The following is an 18539-nucleotide window of genomic DNA, read 5'->3' as shown; positions in this document are numbered from 1 at the left end:
GCCATGATATCGAAATTTTTCATCGAGCATCCGGTCCTTGCCAATGTGCTGGCGATCATCATCGTCCTTATCGGCGGCGTTGCTCTCTACACGCTGCCGGTTTCCGAATATCCAAACGTCGTGCCGCCGACCGTGCAGGTCACGACGCGTTATCCCGGCGCGAGCCCGCAGACAGTGGTCGACACCGTCGCATTGCCGATTGAACTGCAGGTCAACGGCGTCGACAAGATGCTCTATATGCAGTCGACCAGCGCCGCCGATGGCACCTATGTGCTGACGGTGACTTTCGCCATCGGCACTGACCCCAACATCGACCAGGTGCTTGTGCAGAACCGCGTCAACAGCGCGATGGCCCAGCTTCCGCAGGCGGTGCAGTCGCAAGGCGTGACGATCCAGAAAAAGAATACCGGCATCCTGCAGATCGTGACCTTGGATTCGCCCGATGGGACTTATGACAGCCTGTTCATGAGCAATTACGCGACGATCAATCTCGTCAACGAATTGTCGCGTCTGCCGGGCGTCGGCAACGTCACCGTATTTGGGGCCAGCAATTACGCAATGCGGATCTGGCTCGATCCGCGGAAGCTTTATTCCTTCGGCCTCCAGCCGAGGGACGTCATGGAGGCCGTGCGCGAGCAGAGCCAGGAAGTGGCGGCGGGGCAGGTCGGCATGCCGCCCGCGCCGAAAGATCAAGACTTTCAATATACCATCGACGTTCGCTCCCGCTACGACGATCCGGCGCAGTTCGAAGGGATCATCATAAAGGATCAGACCGCCCAGGGCGGACGCCTCGTCAGAGTGAAGGATGTCGCTCGGGTCGACCTTGGCGCTCAGACTTATTCGCAAGATTTCAAACTTAACGACCGTCCAGGCTCGGGCATCGCAATCTTCCAGACGCCCGAGGCCAATTCGATAGCCGTCGCGAAGGCGGTCAAGACGAAGATGGATCAGCTCGCGGCGCATTTTCCGCAGGGTCTCCACTACAGCATCCCATTCGACACCACGATCTTCGTCCAGGATTCGATCTCAGAGGTCTACACCACGCTTTATCAGGCGGGCGTGCTGGTGCTCATCGTGATCCTCATATTCTTACAGAATTTTCGCGCGACGCTGGTGCCGGCGACGACGGTGCCCGTCACCATCATAGGCGCCTTCGCCGGCATGGCGGCGCTCGGCTTCACGGTCAATCTCTCGACCCTGTTCGGCATCGTGCTCGCAATTGGCATTGTCGTCGACGACGCCATCGTCATCGTCGAAGGCGTGTCGAAATATATTGAGCGCGGCATGTCAGGTCATGACGCCGCGATCAAAGCGATGGATGAATTATTCGGCCCGATCATCGGCATCACCCTTGTGCTGATGTCCGTGTTCGTACCCGCCGCTTTCATGCCCGGCCTGACCGGCCAGATGTTCGCCCAATTCGCGTTGGTCATCGCTGTCACGGCTTTGATCAGCGCGATCAACGCGGCGACCTTGAAGCCGACGCAATGTGCGCTTTGGCTGCGCGAGTCGACCCCGCCCGACAAGCGCAACCTGTTTTATCGCGGCTTCAATTTCGTCTATCAAAAGATGGAGGATGGCTATTCGGGCCTCATCGCCAGGATGGTGCGCCATTCCGGATCGATGGTCCTCATCGCAATTGCGCTGGCGGGGCTGGGATTTTGGGGAATAGGCCGTTTGCCCACGGCTTTCATTCCCAATGACGACCAGGGCTATGCGATGATCGCCGTCCAACTGCCGGATGGGGCGGCGCTTGGGCGGACCACCGCCGCGCTAAGCCTTGCGACGGAGATCGCCAAGGCGACGCCGGGAGTTGAAAACGTTGTCGCCATCTCTGGCCAGTCCGTGCTCGACAACAACGCCACGCTCGCCAACGCCGGCGTCGAATACGTCATTTTCAAATCCTATGCCGATCGCGAAAAGGCCAAGGGGCAGGATCTATTGTCAATCCTCGAACATATTCAAGGCAAGCTCAATAGTCTGCCGGACGGCCGCGGCGTCGTGCTCGTTCCCCCGCCCATTCCGGGCATCGGCCAGGCGGGCGGATTCCAGATGCAGGTCGAACTCCGCGGCGGCAGCGAGAATTATACGCAGCTCGATGAAGTGACGCAGCAGATCGTCCGGCAAGCGACTGCCGATCCGTCGTTGCAGCGGGTGCTCACGACCTTTCATCCCAGCGCGCCTCATGTCGGCGTTACGGTGGACCGCGAAAGGGCGGAGACTTTGAAGGTCTCGGTCGGCGACGTCTTCTCGTCGCTCAGCACGTTTCTCGGCTCGACCTTCATCAACCAGTTCAACAAATTCGGCCTGACGTATCAGGTATACGCGCAAGCGGATTCGCAGTTCCGGCTGCAGCCGGAGGACATTCTCAATCTCTATGTTCGCAACAAGGACATGCAGATGGTGCCGATCAGCTCGGTCGCCTATATCGGCCATGAGGTGGCTCCGCCGCTGATCACGCTTTACAATTTATATCCTTCCGCGACGGTCGTGGGGTCGCCGGCGCGCGGCTTCAGCTCCGGCCAGTCGATGGCGACAATGGAGAAAATCGCAAACGCGGCCTTACCGAAGGACGCGGGATTCGAATGGTCCGGCATGTCCTACCAGGAGAAGCTTGTCGGCAATCAGCTCATCTATATCTTCGCCATTTCGCTCCTCCTCGTCTATCTCGTCCTTGCCGGACAATATGAAAGCTGGATCTTGCCGTTGGCGGTGCTCTCCGCCGTGCCGCTCGCTCTGCTGGGTCCGGTCATCGCCTTGACCGGCCTCGGCGTCGCGAACAATCTCTATACGCAGATCGGCCTGATGCTGCTGATCGCGCTTTCGGCCAAGAACGGCATTCTGATCGTCGAGGTGGCGCGCGAGCAGCGCATCAAGGACGGCAAGCCGATCCTCGAAGCCGCCGTGAACGCCGCCCGCATGCGGTTCCGGCCGATTTTGATGACGTCCTTCGCCTTCATCCTTGGCGTCGTGCCTCTCGTTACCGCGACCGGGGCAGGGGCGAACGCCCGCCGCTCGCTGGGCATCAGCGTGTTCAGCGGCATGATCGCGTCGACCTGCCTCGCGGTGCTTTTCGTGCCTTCTTTCTTTGTCCTTCTGCAGCGTTTTGAAGAGCGGAAAAAGAAGCCTGCGCCAACCATTGTCGCCGCGCCGGCTGCGAGCGACTGATTGGGGGCGATGGGCGCCATCTAAAAATTACGGACGGTTTGGGTAGTATTATGCCCTGAAAGACACAAATAAGAACCACAGTCTCTCCAGACTGAGGCGATCCGAATCACCCTGTTCTTGGGGGCGAAAGGCGGCATGAGCGTGAGAGCGATCATCCAGAACGCCGGTCCCGCCGATAGCGCGGAGGTTCTGGATTTTTTGCGCCTTGCCGCCGACAAGAGGCTGCTGCCTCGCCCCGTTGGCGATTATCGCCGCGCGATTGAGGCCGGGCTATTTTATGCGGCGCGCATCGATCGGCGGCAGATTGCCGTTGCGGCTGTGTTCATGCTGAGCGACCGAACGCCGCCCCTGCTCGAGATGGGAAGCTGCCTCGTCGCTCCCGAGGTTCGCGGCTTTGGCCTGCAAAAACTGCTGGTTCGCGCACGCATCGCCGCGGTCATTGCGCTCGTCGATCCCGAGGCGCAGATTCTGACCGCGATAACGCCGCAGAACCATGGCTCGCGGGCGTCCATCCTGAAAGCCGGCTTCGAGCCACTGCTGGAGGATGCGCGCCTTCTTATCGAACTGTGCGCCTATTGCCCGTCGCGGCCCGGCGCATTGTCGGATCGCGAATGCTGTTGCGATTTCTTTTATATCCCTCGCCGCCGGCAGCGCAGCGAAATCGCGGCGCTGTTGCAACCGGGGCCTGTCAAAGTCGTGCGGGCCAATGGAGAGATTATGTCCGTTGAGATGGATATTGAGGTTTTGAAGGATCCAGCCCGCCGCGCGGCTCTGCAAGCGTTCGTCGGCCACCATCGCGAGAACCTCGTCGACGTCGACGCGTGAGCTGGATTGAAGAGATGGGCGCGGAATGAGCGCTGAGGAAATCAATTTCGACGGACTGGTCGGACCGACCCACAATTTTGGCGGCCTTTCGGAAGGCAACGTCAAATCGATTGAGAATCGCGGGCGCGTTTCAAATCCTCGCGCGGCGGCGCTCCAGGGTCTGGCGAAGATGCGGCTTTTGATGGATCTTGGCGTGACCCAAGGCATTTTGCCGCCGCACGAGAGGCCGCACATGCCGACCTTGAGGGGCCTCGGTTTTTCGGGCTCCGACGCGCAGGCGCTCGAGGCGGCGTGGAAAGTTGACCGGACGCTCGTCGTCAACGCGTCGTCCGCCTCATCGATGTGGGCGGCTAATGCGGCAACGGTTTCGCCAAGCGCCGATACGGCGGACGGGAGCCTGCACATTACGCCCGCCAATTTATCGAGCATGTTTCACCGGTCCCTTGAAAGCACCTTCGCGACGCGGGCGTTTCGGACCATTTTCGCCGATCCGGCGAAATTCATGGTCCATGACCCGCTGCCCGGGGGCGGAAAATTTGGCGATGAAGGGGCGGCCAACCACAGCAGGCTATCCGCGTCGCATGGCGAGCCGGGGGTTGAGGTTTTTGTGTTTGGACGATCCGCCTTCGAGAGCGGGCCGCCTTCGCGCCGATTCGAGCCGCGGCAGGCGCTTGAAGCGTCGAGAGCAGTCGCGCGGCTGCATGGGCTGGATAACGCCAAAACTTTGTTTGTGCAGCAGGCGCAAAAGGCGATCGACGCGGGGGCCTTCCATAATGATGTTGCGGCGGTCGCAAACGGTCCGGTTTTGCTTGCGCATGAATTCGCCTTCGAGAAAGGGGTCGCAGCCCTCGACGCGATCCGCGAGGCTTGCCCTTTCGAGACTTCTTTCATCGTGGTCCGGGAAGCGGATGTGCCTTTGGCCGAAGCCGTTCAAAGCTATCTGTTCAACAGTCAGCTGGTGACGCGCCCGGGCGGCTCGGGAGAGATGATTCTGATCCTGCCGGAGGACGTCAAAGCATCGCCTAAGGCTCTGGTTTTTGCGCAAAGCCTCATCGCAGGCGGATCGCCCATTAGCGAGCTCGTCTTCGCAGATCTAAAGCAAAGCATGTGGAATGGGGGAGGGCCGGCCTGCCTGCGGCTTCGCGTCGTGCTGACGGAGGCGGAACGAGGCGCCTTGCGCGGGGGCGCGCTCCTTGATGGGCCGCTGCTCGCTCGCCTCGAAGATTGGGTGCGCCGCCGCTATCGCGACCGCCTCGCCAGCGCCGATCTCGGCGATCCGGCGCTGATGGAGGAAGGCCGCGCGGCGTTGGACGAATTGACCGGCATTCTAAACCTCGGCCCGATCTATGATTTTCAAAAAGATTTGGCTTCGCCGCGCCGCGCCTAAGCCAAATCTGACCGCACGCCGTTACCACACGTGGAGAGCCTCATCCAATACGCGAAGGTCGCTCGGTATCATCTGATTCCCAGGGAGTCACCGGAGGCACGATTGCGCCGACGGGCGCGGGCGCCCCAACCGTGCCGAAGTCGGCCGGTCCGGTGATCTCCAGATATTCCATGTCAGGCGAATAATCGAAAAGATAGTGGACGATGCCCGGACGCTGATGGACGCAATCGCCCGCCTCGACCAAGGTCACTTTGTCCTCATACATGAATTTGGCCCAGCCTTTGGTCATCAGCACGATGTGAAAATCAGCGATGTGCCGGTGCCATCCGGTGCCGTAAGTCGGCGGCTTATTGGCGCGGACGAGTTGCGCGATCACTTTGCCTTTGGTCGCTTCGGCGATGCCAAGATCGCGATAAACGAAGAAATCGCGCAATCCGTCCGAACGGAATTCCGTGTCGCCTTCCTTAACGTGCGAAAAGGTGGTCTCGCTGGTGTTCTCGAGGGCGACGGGTTTTTGCATATTCGCGACAGTCATGGTCGTTACTCCTTCGCAGCGCGGATCTTACGCCTGCAGCGATGCGGGCGCAAAGGGAAGGCGATGATGAAATAACAGTCATCATGCTCAAAATTCGACCTCGAGTTCCTCCATGTCCTCCGGCTCGAGGCGGGCCGCTTCGGTCCATTCGATCATCTCCGGCATGGCCATGATTTCCTTGCAATAAGCGGCACAGTGCGAGTCCAGCGCCACGTGGTAAGTCAGAAATCGCGTAACGACGGGCGCATACATCGCATCGGCCATAGAACGTTCCCCCAGCAGGAACGGGCCGCCGTAAAGATCGAGGGTCTCGCGCCAAATCGCGACGATGCGATCGATATCTGATTGCGCCCGCGCCCAGACTTTGAAAGTTGGAAAATCGCCTTTCAAATTCATTGGCAGCGCCGAGCGCATGGGACCAAAGCCGGAATGCATCTCTCCATTGATCGAGCGACAGCGCGTCCGCTTTTCGAGGTCGTCCGGCAGCAAATGAGCTTCAGGTCTGATTTCATTCAGATATTCGCCGATCGCCAGGGTGTCCCACACTTTAATCCTGTTATGGCTGAGGCAGGGCACCAGGAAAGATGACGACAGCAGCAGAAGTTCCGCGCGCATCGCCGGATCATCGGGCGAAATGATCTTCTCCACGAAGGGAAGCCCGGAAAATTTGGTCAGCAGCCAGCCCCGCAGGGACCATGAGGAATAGTTCTTGCTGCTGATCGTAAGGATGGCTTCGCTCAATGAATACCCCTTAGCGTCTGCGTCGGGCTCGTTTGCGAACGGGGAAAACAACCGTAGCTGGAACGGCACGACCAGCATATAGCGTGCCGTTCGACGGCGGGCGTCCCGTCTCGCCGCCAAATTTTCTTTGCCAACTGGGTGCGACCAAATGATGTATCAAGCATATGGAGCGCAGGCGACTATCCTCGGTCTCCTTCGTCCGGCGGCGGCGGCGCTCGGATCGTCGCTGCGCCTGCCCTGGCCCATGTTTGAGCTGGCCTCGCCAGTCCGTAAATTCGCCGGAGTTCTGGACGCCTTCGCCAATCTGGCGATTACCCATACGCGGCTTCCATTTGGCATTGATTGGGTCACGCTCGGCAATCGCATCGCGCCGGTGACGGAGGAAGTCGTGCATTCGACGCCGTTCGGGACGCTTTTGCATTTCAAAAAAGAGGGCGAAGCGCCGCAGCCGAGGCTGCTGATCGTCGCGCCGATGTCAGGCCATTTCGCGACCTTGTTGCGCGCAACGATCAAGACGACGTTGGTAGATCATGACGTCTATATTACCGACTGGCATAACGTTCGCGATGTGCCGCTCGCCGAAGGCCGTTTCGATTTCAATGCCTTCATCGATCATGTCATCAAATTCTTGCAGGTCATGGGGCCGGGATCGCACGTCATGGCGGTTTGCCAGCCTTGCGTCGCGGTCCTCGCCGCCGCCGCCCTTATGGCCGAAGATGGCGACGAGGCGCAGCCGCGCAGCATGATCCTGATGGCCGGGCCGATCGACACCCGCGTCAACCCGACCAAGGTCAACGAGCTCGCCAAGACAAAGCCGATCGGCTGGTTCGAGAGCAATCTCACGACTGTAGTCCCTTATGCGTACAAGGGCGCCCGCCGAAAGGTCTATCCAGGCTTCACGCAGCTCGCGGCGTTCGTCAGCATGAATCCGGAGCGCCATATGCGCTCCTTCAAAGATATGGCGAAGGCGCATGCCGAAGATGATCTGCCGAAATATGAATTCATCAAGGCTTTCTACGAAGAGTATTTCTCGGTCATGGATCTGCCGGCGGAATTTTACCTCGAGACGGTGAAAAAGGTTTTTCAAGACCAAGTTCTGCCGCTCGGCAAACTTGAGGTGCGCGGCCGGCCCGTCAATCCCGCAGCCATTAAACGCACGGCGCTGCTGACCATCGAAGGGGAGCGGGACGATATCTGCGGCCTTGGACAAACGCTCGCCGCGCAAGAGCTTTGCACAGGGCTGCGGCAGTATATGAAGGCGCACCACGTCCAGACGGGCGTCGGCCATTACGGCACCTTCAGCGGGCGCCGTTGGAACAATGAAATCTATCCGAAGGTGCGGGACATCATCCAGATGACTAACTGAAGCCGCCTACATCCCTCGCCCGTCGAGAGTCCCTCAAAGACGGCTCAAAAGCTCGGTCTTTTTCGCGGCGAATTCCTCCTCGCTGAGAATGTTTTTCTGGCGGAGGTCCGCGAGGCGTTCGATCATCGCGAAAACATCGCCTGCCGCGGGCTCCGCCGGAGCGGCGCGGGCGGCGCGCTCAACAGGGGCGACAAATGGCGATGATTGCGGGTGCGGATCGTTGTCGGCCGCCCGCGAAGTATTTGTCTCGGGCGTTATTAAGGTCAGTTCAGCGATGCGGACGAGGCCGCGCTGGCTCGTGAAGGTCAGCGACTGGTCGCCGCTTTGCTGTTGCGAGAAGCCGTTGATCTGATGTTCGCCGGTATCGTAAAGACTGACGCGGCCGCCCTGACGAATCGCCAGCCGGCGCGCGGCGGGAAAGCAGGCATATTGCAGGTCGTTTTGGCTGCCCGTGGATGAGGGATTGCCCAGCCCGTCAGGCCACCAATTATGGGACGATGCGCCCGGCTCCCGCACGAACAGGCTGACATTTGCATCGCCGCCGCTTTGGCTTTGCGATTGATGAGCGCCTGTAGCGCGCTCAAAGATGGCGTCGTTCCGCAAAATATCGGCAAGCTCGCGGCAGAGCGCGTCAACGCGCTGTTTCAGGCCCTGATTGAACATATCGCCAATCATGATCATGCCGCCCTGCGACCATTGTCCCATGCCGCCAAGATCAGGGTGATTGAATTGGGCCTGCGAACCGTGGCCGAGCGCCAGCGCCCGCAGCAAGGTTAGCGCGGCGTCGCCGCCGATTCCATTGCGTCGCGCCGCGTTATCTATCATCTGGCGGCCTTGGCGCGTGAGCTCCGGCATGATCAAGGTCTCGAGGAGAAGGCGGGGGCGAACCGCCGGCTGGCGGAGCCGGAGCATAACATATTCCGCGGTGGTCGGAGGCCTTAACGGCAAAATTCAGCGTTGGTCGGCGGCGGGCGCGACGATGCGTCGGTAAAGATGCCAGGTCGAGTGTCCGAGGATCGGAATTACGACCACAAGCCCGACGAACAGCGTCAACATGCCGAAGGCCAACGCGACGGCGACGATCAACCCCCACAGCGCCATCATGACCGGGTTCAAAAACATAGTGCGGACGGAGGTATGGACGGCGACCGCCGCGCCGACATCCCGATCAAGAAGCAACGGAAAGGAAACTACGCTAACGCTCAAGGTGGTCAAAGCGAAGACGAAGCCGATTGCGCAGCCAAGGATCATCAGCGTGCGTCCTTCGGGAGTGGTCGTGACTTCCGTCAAGAAAGCAGGAAGCGACTTTGGCGGCATATCGCCAAACAACCGCTCGTACAGCGACTGCGCCGACGCCAGCCACAGAAGAAAAATCGCCATCAGCAAAAGGCCGACCGCCAGGATCGACGGGATCGCGGGCGAGCGCAAAACATCAAACGCGTAAGGCCACGAATAGGGCAGCCCGAGTTCGCGCCGCCGGCTTACCTCATATAATCCGATCGCCGCAAAAGGACCGATCAGGGCAAACCCCGAGAGCAATGGAAACAGCAGCGGCAAAACATTCCCTCCCACCGTCGTGAGGGGGTAAAGGGCGATGCCGATGACGACATAGACGATGCAGAGGAAAGCGAGATGGGAGGGCATCGCCCGAAAATCGTCAAAACCTTTCGTCAGCGCCTGATTGAGATCCGTGAGCCCAATTTTGCGGATGAGCGGATAGGCCGGCGATGCGCTGTTGCCGGCGATGACATGAAAACTCGTCATGGATATTTCCTCCTGCGCCGATTTCGCCAGCGTCGATTTCGGAGCGGCGCCAGCCAAGTCTACGTCTCCTTAAATAGATTGTTGCGTACTTTGCCTGCGTAAAGAGATAATACGCTCGCGGGTTAAGGTTGTCGCTCTCGCCGTATGTTCCTCATTATTTCTTGCGTCGCCTTCGCAATGAGTGACTTCAACTTGGCGGCAGCTACGATTTCGACCGATAATCTTGCGTCCGAACACAAAGAAGGGGAATATCATGGCGCGAGCATTATGCTGGCGACCATTAGAAAGCGTCGTCGGAATGTATCATTTGATCTCTACGATGACCTCGCCGTTTCGTTGCAGAAATCGATCCGTAAACGGGCGAGCGTCGGCATTGGCGGGTCCTGGGGCCCGCCCGGAATTTGGGAGGAAGGCATGTTTGACGCAAAGCAACTTCTGGACTTGCTAGCAGCCGGCCGACTTGGAGAAGCAGGCGACGCCGCGACCTCAGATCTGAATGCCGCGCTCGATCGCGGCAAAGCGGTGACGACGGATGCGGCCAATCAGACTGCGGCGGCCGTTTCCGGCGCGCTAGGTCAGGCTCAAGCCCATCTTCAGGGCACGCAGGCCAGCGAATATATCGGCAAAACCAAAGAATTGGTTGAACAAAATCCCGTAGGAACGCTGGCGACGCTCGGCGGCTTGGCGGCGCTGCTGCTCGCAACTCCCGGCGGTCGCGCCACAGGCGGAGGGCTTGTGAAGCTCGGCGGTCTCGCCGCCATTGGCGGCATCGCCTATAAGGCGTTGCGCAATTATCAAGAAGGCAAGCCTCTGACGCAAGGCGTGCCGGGTCTCGAACAATTGACGGCGGCGCCGCAGAACACCGGCTTTTCCGAGCAGTCGCACGATAATGCGAGCGCGGCTCTGCTGGTGCGGACGATGATCGCCACAGCCGCCTCTGACGGCGTTGTTGATCCAGCCCAACGGGCGCAGATCGTCGGCGAATTGAAGGGCGCCGGGCTTCCAGCGGATGCGGCGCATTTCCTCGACGCCGAGATCCAGAATCCGGCGACGATCAGAGACATCGCGGATTTTGTCGGATCATCGAAGGATCTGGCTCTTCAGGTGTATGCAGCCGGGCATCTGATGGCCCATAGCCCACAAGAGAAAGCATTCCTTGGCTCTCTCGCTCAAGCCCTGGCGCTCGATCCGGCTCTTGTCGCGCATATCGATGCGACGACCTCGGCGTTGACTGCGTCGGCGCACTGAGACAATTCTGCGCCTGCGCATGAGGCCGTGCGCGCAAAATTATTGCAGCCAAGCCGGAGAAATCTCGGCTTGGCTGGAACTCTTAAGCTCAAGCCGCGTTTAAGGGTCCTTAAGCTGTGTGAATGCGCGGCAAGTCGGAGAATTTTACGAATGGCAAACCCAAGCAAGGCAACCCGGACCGATGACACGACGCGGCGCGCGTTGGATACGCCCTCGGATCTGGGCGGGAACGCGACTGCGGCGATCGCCGCGGAACTCACCAAACTGGTCGCGGATTCATTCGCTCTCTATATCAAGACCAAGAACTTTCATTGGCATATGAGCGGTCCGCATTTCCGCGACTATCATTTGATGCTCGACGATCAAGGCGAGCAGATTTTCAACACCATCGATCCCTTGGCCGAACGCGCCCGTAAGCTCGGTCAGAGCACGCTTCGCTCTGTTGGCCAAGTCGCCAAACTGTCCCGCATCAAGGACAATGACGCAGACTTCGTGTCTCCTGCCCAGATGCTCGATGAATTGGTCGCCGACAACAAGGCTTTTACCGCGTCGCTGCGTCATGCGCACGAAATCGCGGACAGTCACAATGATTCGGCCACCACCAGCGTCCTGGAAGTTTATATTGACGAGTCGGAGCGCCGGACATGGTTCCTGTTCGAGGCCAGCCGCGGCGCTGATCAGACCGGACACTAGATTCATCAAACTCTGAGAAACGACAAGAAAGGCCAGCCGAGCGCTGGCCTTTTTTGCTAAGGAGATGTCTTGCGCGGCCGACGGCGCTTGGCCCTGAGCGGTTGGACGGAAGATGCGGATCGGGATCGATCTCGGCGGAACCAAAATCGAGGCAATTGCGCTCGACGCGAAAGGCGCAATCCTGCTGCGCCATCGCACGCCCACGCCCGCCGGCGATTACGCGGCGACCTTAGCCGCCATCGCCGATCTTGTGGCTTTCGTCGAGGCCGAGACGGGGCGCCGCGGCAGCGTCGGCGTCGCTGCGCCGGGGGCCATTTCCGTCAAGACGGGCCTCGTCAAGAATGCGAATAGCACGGTCCTCAACGGCAAACCGCTCGACCGGGATTTGGCGGCGGTCCTTAGGCGGCCGGTTCGGCTGGAAAATGACGCCAATTGCTTCGCCCTTTCGGAGGCCGCCGATGGCGCCGCAGCGGGCGCGTCAACGACCTTCGGCGTCATCATCGGCACAGGGGTTGGCGGCGGGCTGGTCATTGGCGGAAAGGTCATCACAGGGCGCAATAGAGTTGGCGGAGAGTGGGGACATAATCCTTTGCCTTGGGCGCGGGATGACGAGCGACCGGGCGCCTCATGTTATTGCGGCAAGTCCGGCTGCATCGAAACATTCCTGTCCGGCGCGGGCCTGACGCGGGATTATCTCACCCGCACGGGAGAGAATTTGGCGGCGCATGACATCGCTAACGCGGCGGCGTCCGGCGAGGCTCAGGCGCTCGCCTGTCTCGCTCTCTACCAAGATCGTTTGGCGCGCGGATTGGCCTCCGTGATCAACATCGTTGACCCAGATGTCATTGTCCTTGGCGGCGGCCTCTCCAACATCATGCCGCTGTACGCGGGGCTTTCTGGCATGATCGCGCGCTATGCGTTTTCGGATGGAGTCGACACTCCGGTGCTGCGCGCCGCCCATGGCGATTCCAGCGGCGTGCGCGGCGCAGCTTGGCTTTGGCCAATTGAGCCGGATGCGGGCGGGGCGCAATCCCGATCAGTTTCGCCGGCCAATCCGGCGGAAAAATCGGATGCGTGCTAACGTCCGTTAGAGAGCATGAATGGGGTCAGGCGGCCGATCGCTAAATTAGTAACGGGCTATTTGAAAATGGCGAGCGTTCGAATTTTGATTGCGGCGTCCGCGGCGTTGGCGATGCAACTGGTCGCTGGGCCTCGGGTTCATGCGGCCGAGACGGTCGAGCTGCGCGGCTATGGGAAGGTCTCGGCTGAGCTGACAGCGAACCGCGGGGTCTTCACCTGCGAGAGTGCGGAAAAGGCCGATGTCCTGCTTGGCAAACTCCTCGCGGATCTGTTTTGGGACAAAAGCCTGAACGATGTTCAGAGCTCGGTCGTTGTCGGGCCTAATTCCTTGACAGTCCATTCTCTGGCGGGGCAGGGCGCTGCGGTCATCGCGCGGGCTGGGAACGCCGTAGTGGCGTTGGGCGCCCCCGACGCAAAGGAAGCAGGCGCTTTGGCGGCGAGCGAGACGCTGTTGGGAGCGGCCGATGTCGCCAGTCGTCCCGCAAAACCATATCCGATCTTCCTAGACTTTTACGATAACAGAGCGCTCAAGGCATTTGTCCATCCTATGAGCTCCCTTGGGGGGCAAGGTCTCGATTCGCGCTGGCCGTTCCTGAAAATCTTCGGCGGCGGGACAGCCTTTCTCGACCCTTCGGCTCATTTTTACAGTCCGGCCCCAGGCGTCGTTCAATGGAGCCCCATCGATTATGAGGTCCGGCGCGCGGAGCAAGAGGGAGGGATGGTCGTTCCAGGCCCGAGCGGCGGCGGCGAGGCGCCTTTCTGGGAATATTCAGGCTATCCAGAACATATGATGAAGGCGTCCGACACGACATTGCTGGGCGCTTGGGGCGGCGTTGGAATGTCGGGAGCCCATTATGAATCCTGGGGGACGCCAATGGACGCGCGCCTCAACCTCGATTTGGGCTTTCTCCGGCGCGCCATGGAACGCTATCGCGGCTCGCCGGCGGTAGGCGGGTGGTACGTGTTTGCGGGCGCACCAGGACTTGAGTTTGGTTTCCATGATCGGCCGACCCAATCCTGGGACCAATCGGCCGATGGAAATATCTCCTGGCGGAACTGGCTGCGCGACGTTCAACATTACTCTTTAGAGTCGATCGGGCGCGCTTGGTACGGCGATCCCGGCAAATTCACGCGCTGGGAGGACATCACGGTCCCAGACGCCAACCAATTCTTTGGTCAACTCGGCCCCGATAGTTTTCGAATTATGGAAGGCTGGCGATGGCGAGCGGCGCGCGCCGATGAAGATAATGCTCCTGCAATCGCCGCTCCCGGCTGGATCCCGGTCGAAATGCCGCCGTCCCAGACGCAAGATCTTTTACCCTCGAGCGAGGCCAGCTTCTTTTCCGTGACCTTCGACGCCAGCGCCTGGGAAGCGAGACCCTCAAGCCTCCAGCAGGATGTCTGGCTGGTCTTTGGAGGCGACGGAGTCGGCGATGACGCAACGCGCGTCAGTTTGAATGGCGTTCCCCTCGCTTTGCCTGAGGACGATGACTCAAGAGACGGTCCTTTCGCCGTGCGAGTGACCGGCGCGCTCAAGACGGGACCGAATGAATTGGTCGTGCGCCTGAAAAAATCCCGCGAAACCAGCAATGGAAGGCTGGCCGGCCCGGTTTTCCTCACGGTTCATGAGCCAAAGCGCGTCCCTTACCTCGGGCGCGGATTGAACGCGCGCTACAGAGATTTCCGTCAATGGCAGGCGTCTGCGATGTACGACTATCATCGCAACATGCTGCGGCTGGTGCGGCAGCGTGATCCCGATCGTCCGTTGATCCTTTCGGGGGCGTCGCATCAGCTTTTCGATTATGCGACGGCATTGGCGGCTGATTATGGAATGGCGGTGGCATACAGGCCGGGAAGCGTGGTACCACCCGTGGTGGCCGGGACTGGGGCTCGTAGCCGGATTTTACGGAGCAGGCGAAGAATCCGCCACGGCGCGCGGCGACGCGCTGGACCGCGAACTCAGCTGGATGATGTTCGACGCCGATTCGTCTCATACATTTTATTGGGACATCGAGGATTACATTCAGCTTGAGAAACAGAATGGTTGGTTCACCAAGCATCGACGCTTGCTCGAATTATTTGGCAAATATCTTCGCAGCAAGCCGGGGGTCATCGTGCTTCGTTCGGCTGAAAGCAGGCTGCTCGGCGTACCCGCCCCGACGCATTGGGATCTTGGTCAAGGCGAGCTGCAGGGCGCCCATTACGACAATGGCTATGCTGGGGAGCGCGAGCTCAAGGCTGGCCTGATCGACGGCTATCCAGTCTTGATCGATTCCGGCAGCGAATACATGGAGCCGGATATTGTGGCCTCCATTCGAAAATACGTCGAGGCGGGCGGCGTTTTCGTGGCTTTGCACAACACCGGTGTTCATACAGCGCTCGATCCGAATTCGTTTCCGGCCGCTTCGCTGACGGGCTTCAGGCCTTCAATCGGGGGGAAGAACGGCAAGATAATCTTTGGGCGCAATCTTCCAATTTTCAAGGAATGGGAAGGCAAGGAATTTGAGGGATCGGGCGTCTCGCTTGAATGTTCGCAGGAGCTGGCGAACGTGCGGCCGGATCTCTCATCCGCCGACAAGGGCTGCGTCGCCTTGGCGAGATGGGCCGATGGCGGCGTGGCCGTCGGATACCGGCAAATCGGCAAGGGACGCGTCATTGTCCTCGGCAGCGCCTTCTGGCGACAGGGGAGGGATTTGGCGGGAGCCTGGCGCACCTCGGAGGCGCTGGAGCGGGCTTTTCTCGAGCGGCTTCTGACGGACAGCGGAGTGACTAGAAACGCAAACGCAACAGCGCCTGAAATTTGGGCGAGAAAAATGCAGACGAAGAATGGTCTGCAAGAGTGGCTGCTCGCCGTCAACAGCGCCAGCGCCAGTCGAACGGCGGATGTCTGGATGCAGACGGACAGAACCCCCGCTCAAGTTTTCGATTTAGAGACCAATGCGTCGGTAGAGTTCACCGCGGAAAACGGCGGCGTCCTCATCAAGAACGTCAACTTCGGGGCCTATGACGTCAAGGCGTTCGGAGCAAGAAAGGGAACCATCATTGGGGCTTTGCCGACATGGTGGCGTGAGAAAACTTTCTACTGGAAGCGCACGCCTGAAGAGCGCGCGGCCGAGGCGGCGTCCTACCCGGCGCCAACTAGCGGCGATCCTGACGTCATGAACTTCGAGGCTTGGAGTTTTAAGAGCGATCCGGATAACAAGCTCGGATTGCTGAATGGGTGGACGAAGCCGGAGTTCGATGACAGCTCCTGGAAGACAATGGAAATTGGGCCCTGGAACCTATTGGATCCCGCACTGGCGGATTATCAAGGCGCCGGTCTCTATCGGAGGAACTTTGTGTTGCCTCCAGATTGGAGCAACAAGCAGGTCCTGCTCTCGCTCTATAGCTTCGACACGCCGATCGTCTACGATGTCGGCCGCTTCTTCATCAACGGCGTTCCAGTCGCCGACTATAAAACGAGAGGTTGGAGTCAGACCCTGAATTACGACATCAGCGGCAAACTTCATCCGGGCGAAAACGTATTGGCCGTCAAGGTGACCGGACAGCCCCAGTTCTCGGGTATCAGCGGAGCGGTGTGGCTCGAAGCCAGGCAGCCTTTGGAGGCTGTGATGGATTTGAGGTCCAGATGGCGCGTCATCGCCAAGGAGGGAGACGGGCCCGTCGACGTGGCTTCGCTGGCGCGCATCAAGGGGCGCTATCTCACCCGCGACTTCGAGGTTCCGGCGCAGTGGAAAGGCCAAACTATTTATCTCGAGCTTTCCTCAAACGTCCAATGGCTTAGAACCGTGGTGATCAACGGACGTCCGATCAATTATAATAGTTTCCTGCATCCGTTTGGATTGCGAAGTCGGATCAACCTTACGCCCTACTTGAAAACGGGCGGGGTCAATAAGTTGATGCTTGTTTCTGCGGGTGATAATGAAGACGTGCAGCTCAACATGATCGGGTTGGGCTATTTGCCGCCAGCGCAGAATTAGCGCCTGTCGCAAGAGACGGTCGCCTCCGTCTCTCTGCCGTCGTTCTCGGACTTGATATTGGTCAGATCGATCCGCAGTTTGCCGGCGTCGGCGATGTCAGTCAGTTTGACCGCCATTGTATTCGACCAGAAAGTCGGAGGGCCAGCGATGGTTGCGGCTCCGGCTCCAATCGCGGCCTTGCCCGAAGCGACCGCGCGATCGAAAGTCACTATCAGCGTCAGGTCGTTGGCGACGCGGCATGGCGCCGAACCGGACGCGGGCGCATGTCTTGCTCCTGCAACCACCTGCATCGGTTGATCCTTTGATCCGGACAGTTTTCCGCCGGGAGTGCGGGCGAAAGCGTTGACGGGAGTTATCGGCCGCTCGGGCGTGATGGGCGGCATGGTTCCAGTGCTGGCGTAGGTCCGCCAGACCTCAGCGCTGTATTGACTGGGCAGCCAGATATAGGGGCGGGGATCGCGATAGTCCGCGCGCGGTGCGATCACGATGTTGGTCATGCGCTCGCCATTTCCCCAGGGCGGCGCGCCGGCGTCGCTCACAACGTCATAGGTTCCGAGCCAGCCGGAATGGTTTCGCCAATTGGGCATCACGGCTGGCGCTTCGGTTGGCGGTTGCGGCGGCAGACGCAGCTTGAGCACCTCCTCAAGCCAGACGCGGGCGAATTTGTAATCGATCCTGTTGTTCATCCCGTAATCCGACCCCCCGTGCCAATGTCCGGCCTGGCTGATCAAGGTCAAAGGCGCCCCCTCGGCGGTGGCTCGGTTGCGAGCGAAAGCATCATGCGTAATGGCGGGCGAGGCGTCCTCGACATCGGTCAGCAAGCCTGAAAATTTATCGCCTGGATTCGAAAGGAATAAATACGGCGTCGTCAGCGGAGGAAGATAGGGCGCTTGATCCAGTTCATCGAGCCCGATCACGGCGGCCACGCGCTGCGGGGGCTTCGCGGGGTCGGGATTTGAGAGGCGCGGATTGGAGGCGGTTAGCGTGACGGCGGCCGAGCCGACGGAAAATCCAAATAGGACGACGCTGGTATATTGGATCTCAGGATGATCCCCAAGAATCCGGGAAGCCGCGTTCAGGGTCGCGATGATCATCTCAGCGCCGGCGTCGGGTTGACGGTAGTCCAGTAAAATGTCGAACTGGATGCAGTTGAATTTGATCGCCGCCGCGCGCCAATCTGGATCGTCATCCAGCAAAAAAGGAACGCCGTTATTAATCATCGCTGCGCGGATTGGCTTATTCAGATCAGGGATATAGGCGTCATAGCCATTGATCTTCCCGCGCCATGGATGCGCCGGCTCGCATAGTCCCGCAACGGGGAAAGCTATGAGCAAAAGGGCGAACGCAATCGTGAAATGGCGCGTTTTCATCGGTCGCTCGAGCTCTCGAATTTTGGCGGCGCAAGCCATGTTGAAGAGGCGCTGGATTTTTAGCTGGGTCAGATTATGCCGTCATGACCCAATGAGGTGATTACAATGCCGCGCAATCAATCGCCGCGCGGACCCACGGCGAGCTAAGCCAAGCTTCTGCTTGGTCCGGCTCTAACTATTTGATGTTACCAAAAAATTTGGCGGATCTCGACGGAATCGAACCGTCGACATCTTCCGGCGCGCCAGCCGATGACAAGCCTTTGTCGCAACTAAGTGCGAAGGAGCTTGATCGGATTGTTCATCGCAATCAAAAATAGCAGAAAGCCCCTGCGCCTGAGGCCGGGCGTAGCGCGCCGGACGAAGATGATGCGAATGGTTTCAT

14 protein-coding genes are annotated in these 18539 nt (G+C 59.6%); 9 read left to right on the top strand and 5 right to left on the bottom strand.

The annotated features are described in order from the left end of the window. The first annotated feature begins 3 nt into the window (after positions 1-3). The 3 genes from WDN46_17990 (at position 4) to astB (ending at position 5380) form a co-directional block, all read left to right on the top strand. The gene (locus WDN46_17990) at positions 4-3168 is read left to right on the top strand and encodes an efflux RND transporter permease subunit (protein MEJ0095219.1); all 3165 of its coding nucleotides are present in this window, start codon (positions 4-6) and stop codon (positions 3166-3168) included. Positions 3169-3303: 135 nt separating this feature from the next. Continuing rightward, the gene (locus WDN46_17985; GenBank protein ID MEJ0095218.1) at positions 3304-3993 is read left to right on the top strand and encodes a hypothetical protein; all 690 of its coding nucleotides are present in this window, start codon (positions 3304-3306) and stop codon (positions 3991-3993) included. Positions 3994-4018: 25 nt separating this feature from the next. Further along, positions 4019-5380 (top strand): N-succinylarginine dihydrolase, encoded by a 1362-nt coding sequence (gene astB, locus WDN46_17980; GenBank protein MEJ0095217.1) that lies wholly within the window; start codon positions 4019-4021, stop codon positions 5378-5380. Positions 5381-5420: 40 nt separating this feature from the next. Here the strand turns inward: astB and WDN46_17975 are convergent, their stop codons facing one another. Next, positions 5421-5915, bottom strand: a complete 495-nt coding sequence (locus WDN46_17975; GenBank protein MEJ0095216.1) for a cupin domain-containing protein — start codon at positions 5913-5915, stop codon at positions 5421-5423. A gap of 87 nt (positions 5916-6002) precedes the next feature. Further along, positions 6003-6656, bottom strand: coding sequence for a glutathione S-transferase (locus WDN46_17970; GenBank protein MEJ0095215.1), 654 nt, complete (start codon positions 6654-6656; stop codon positions 6003-6005). A 148-nt stretch (positions 6657-6804) separates the two neighbouring features. On the opposite strand from WDN46_17970, the gene phaZ reads away from it, so the two are divergent. Further along, a complete protein-coding gene (gene phaZ / locus WDN46_17965; protein ID MEJ0095214.1) occupies positions 6805-8022 on the top strand; it encodes a polyhydroxyalkanoate depolymerase in 1218 nt (405 codons plus the stop codon). A gap of 33 nt (positions 8023-8055) precedes the next feature. Here phaZ and WDN46_17960 read toward each other — a convergent pair whose 3' ends face one another. Together WDN46_17960 and WDN46_17955 are read right to left on the bottom strand one after the other, a co-directional pair. Next, a complete protein-coding gene (locus tag WDN46_17960; GenBank protein MEJ0095213.1) occupies positions 8056-8934 on the bottom strand; it encodes an SHOCT domain-containing protein in 879 nt (292 codons plus the stop codon). A 39-nt stretch (positions 8935-8973) separates the two neighbouring features. Continuing rightward, positions 8974-9786, bottom strand: a complete 813-nt coding sequence (locus WDN46_17955) for a DUF2189 domain-containing protein (protein ID MEJ0095212.1) — start codon at positions 9784-9786, stop codon at positions 8974-8976. A gap of 177 nt (positions 9787-9963) precedes the next feature. Here WDN46_17955 and WDN46_17950 point away from each other — a divergent pair, with 177 nt between their 5' ends. From WDN46_17950 to WDN46_17930, 5 genes are all read left to right on the top strand, one after another. Continuing rightward, positions 9964-11034, top strand: coding sequence for a DUF533 domain-containing protein (locus WDN46_17950; GenBank protein MEJ0095211.1), 1071 nt, complete (start codon positions 9964-9966; stop codon positions 11032-11034). Positions 11035-11184: 150 nt separating this feature from the next. Beyond that, on the top strand, positions 11185-11727 hold the full coding sequence (locus tag WDN46_17945; protein ID MEJ0095210.1) for a DNA starvation/stationary phase protection protein: 543 nt from the start codon (positions 11185-11187) through the stop codon (positions 11725-11727). 112 nt (positions 11728-11839) lie between these two features. After that, on the top strand, positions 11840-12808 hold the full coding sequence (locus tag WDN46_17940; GenBank protein ID MEJ0095209.1) for an ROK family protein: 969 nt from the start codon (positions 11840-11842) through the stop codon (positions 12806-12808). 111 nt (positions 12809-12919) lie between these two features. Beyond that, positions 12920-14839 (top strand): hypothetical protein, encoded by a 1920-nt coding sequence (locus WDN46_17935; GenBank protein MEJ0095208.1) that lies wholly within the window; start codon positions 12920-12922, stop codon positions 14837-14839. Next, a complete protein-coding gene (locus WDN46_17930; protein MEJ0095207.1) occupies positions 14775-16787 on the top strand; it encodes a hypothetical protein in 2013 nt (670 codons plus the stop codon). The genes WDN46_17935 and WDN46_17930 overlap by 65 nt, the downstream gene beginning before the upstream one ends. Here WDN46_17930 and WDN46_17925 read toward each other — a convergent pair. Beyond that, positions 16784-18157 carry a hypothetical protein gene (locus tag WDN46_17925; GenBank protein MEJ0095206.1) on the bottom strand — a complete coding sequence of 458 codons (1374 nt, stop codon included), beginning with the start codon at positions 18155-18157 and terminating at the stop codon, positions 16784-16786. The genes WDN46_17930 and WDN46_17925 overlap by 4 nt on opposite strands. Positions 18158-18539 lie beyond the last annotated feature (382 nt).

Source organism: Methylocella sp., assembly GCA_037200525.1.
In the GTDB taxonomy this organism is placed as follows: Bacteria; Pseudomonadota; Alphaproteobacteria; order Rhizobiales; family Beijerinckiaceae; genus Methylocapsa.
The sequence above is the reverse complement of the archived record's forward strand: the minus strand, read 5'-3'. Positions and strand labels throughout refer to the sequence as shown.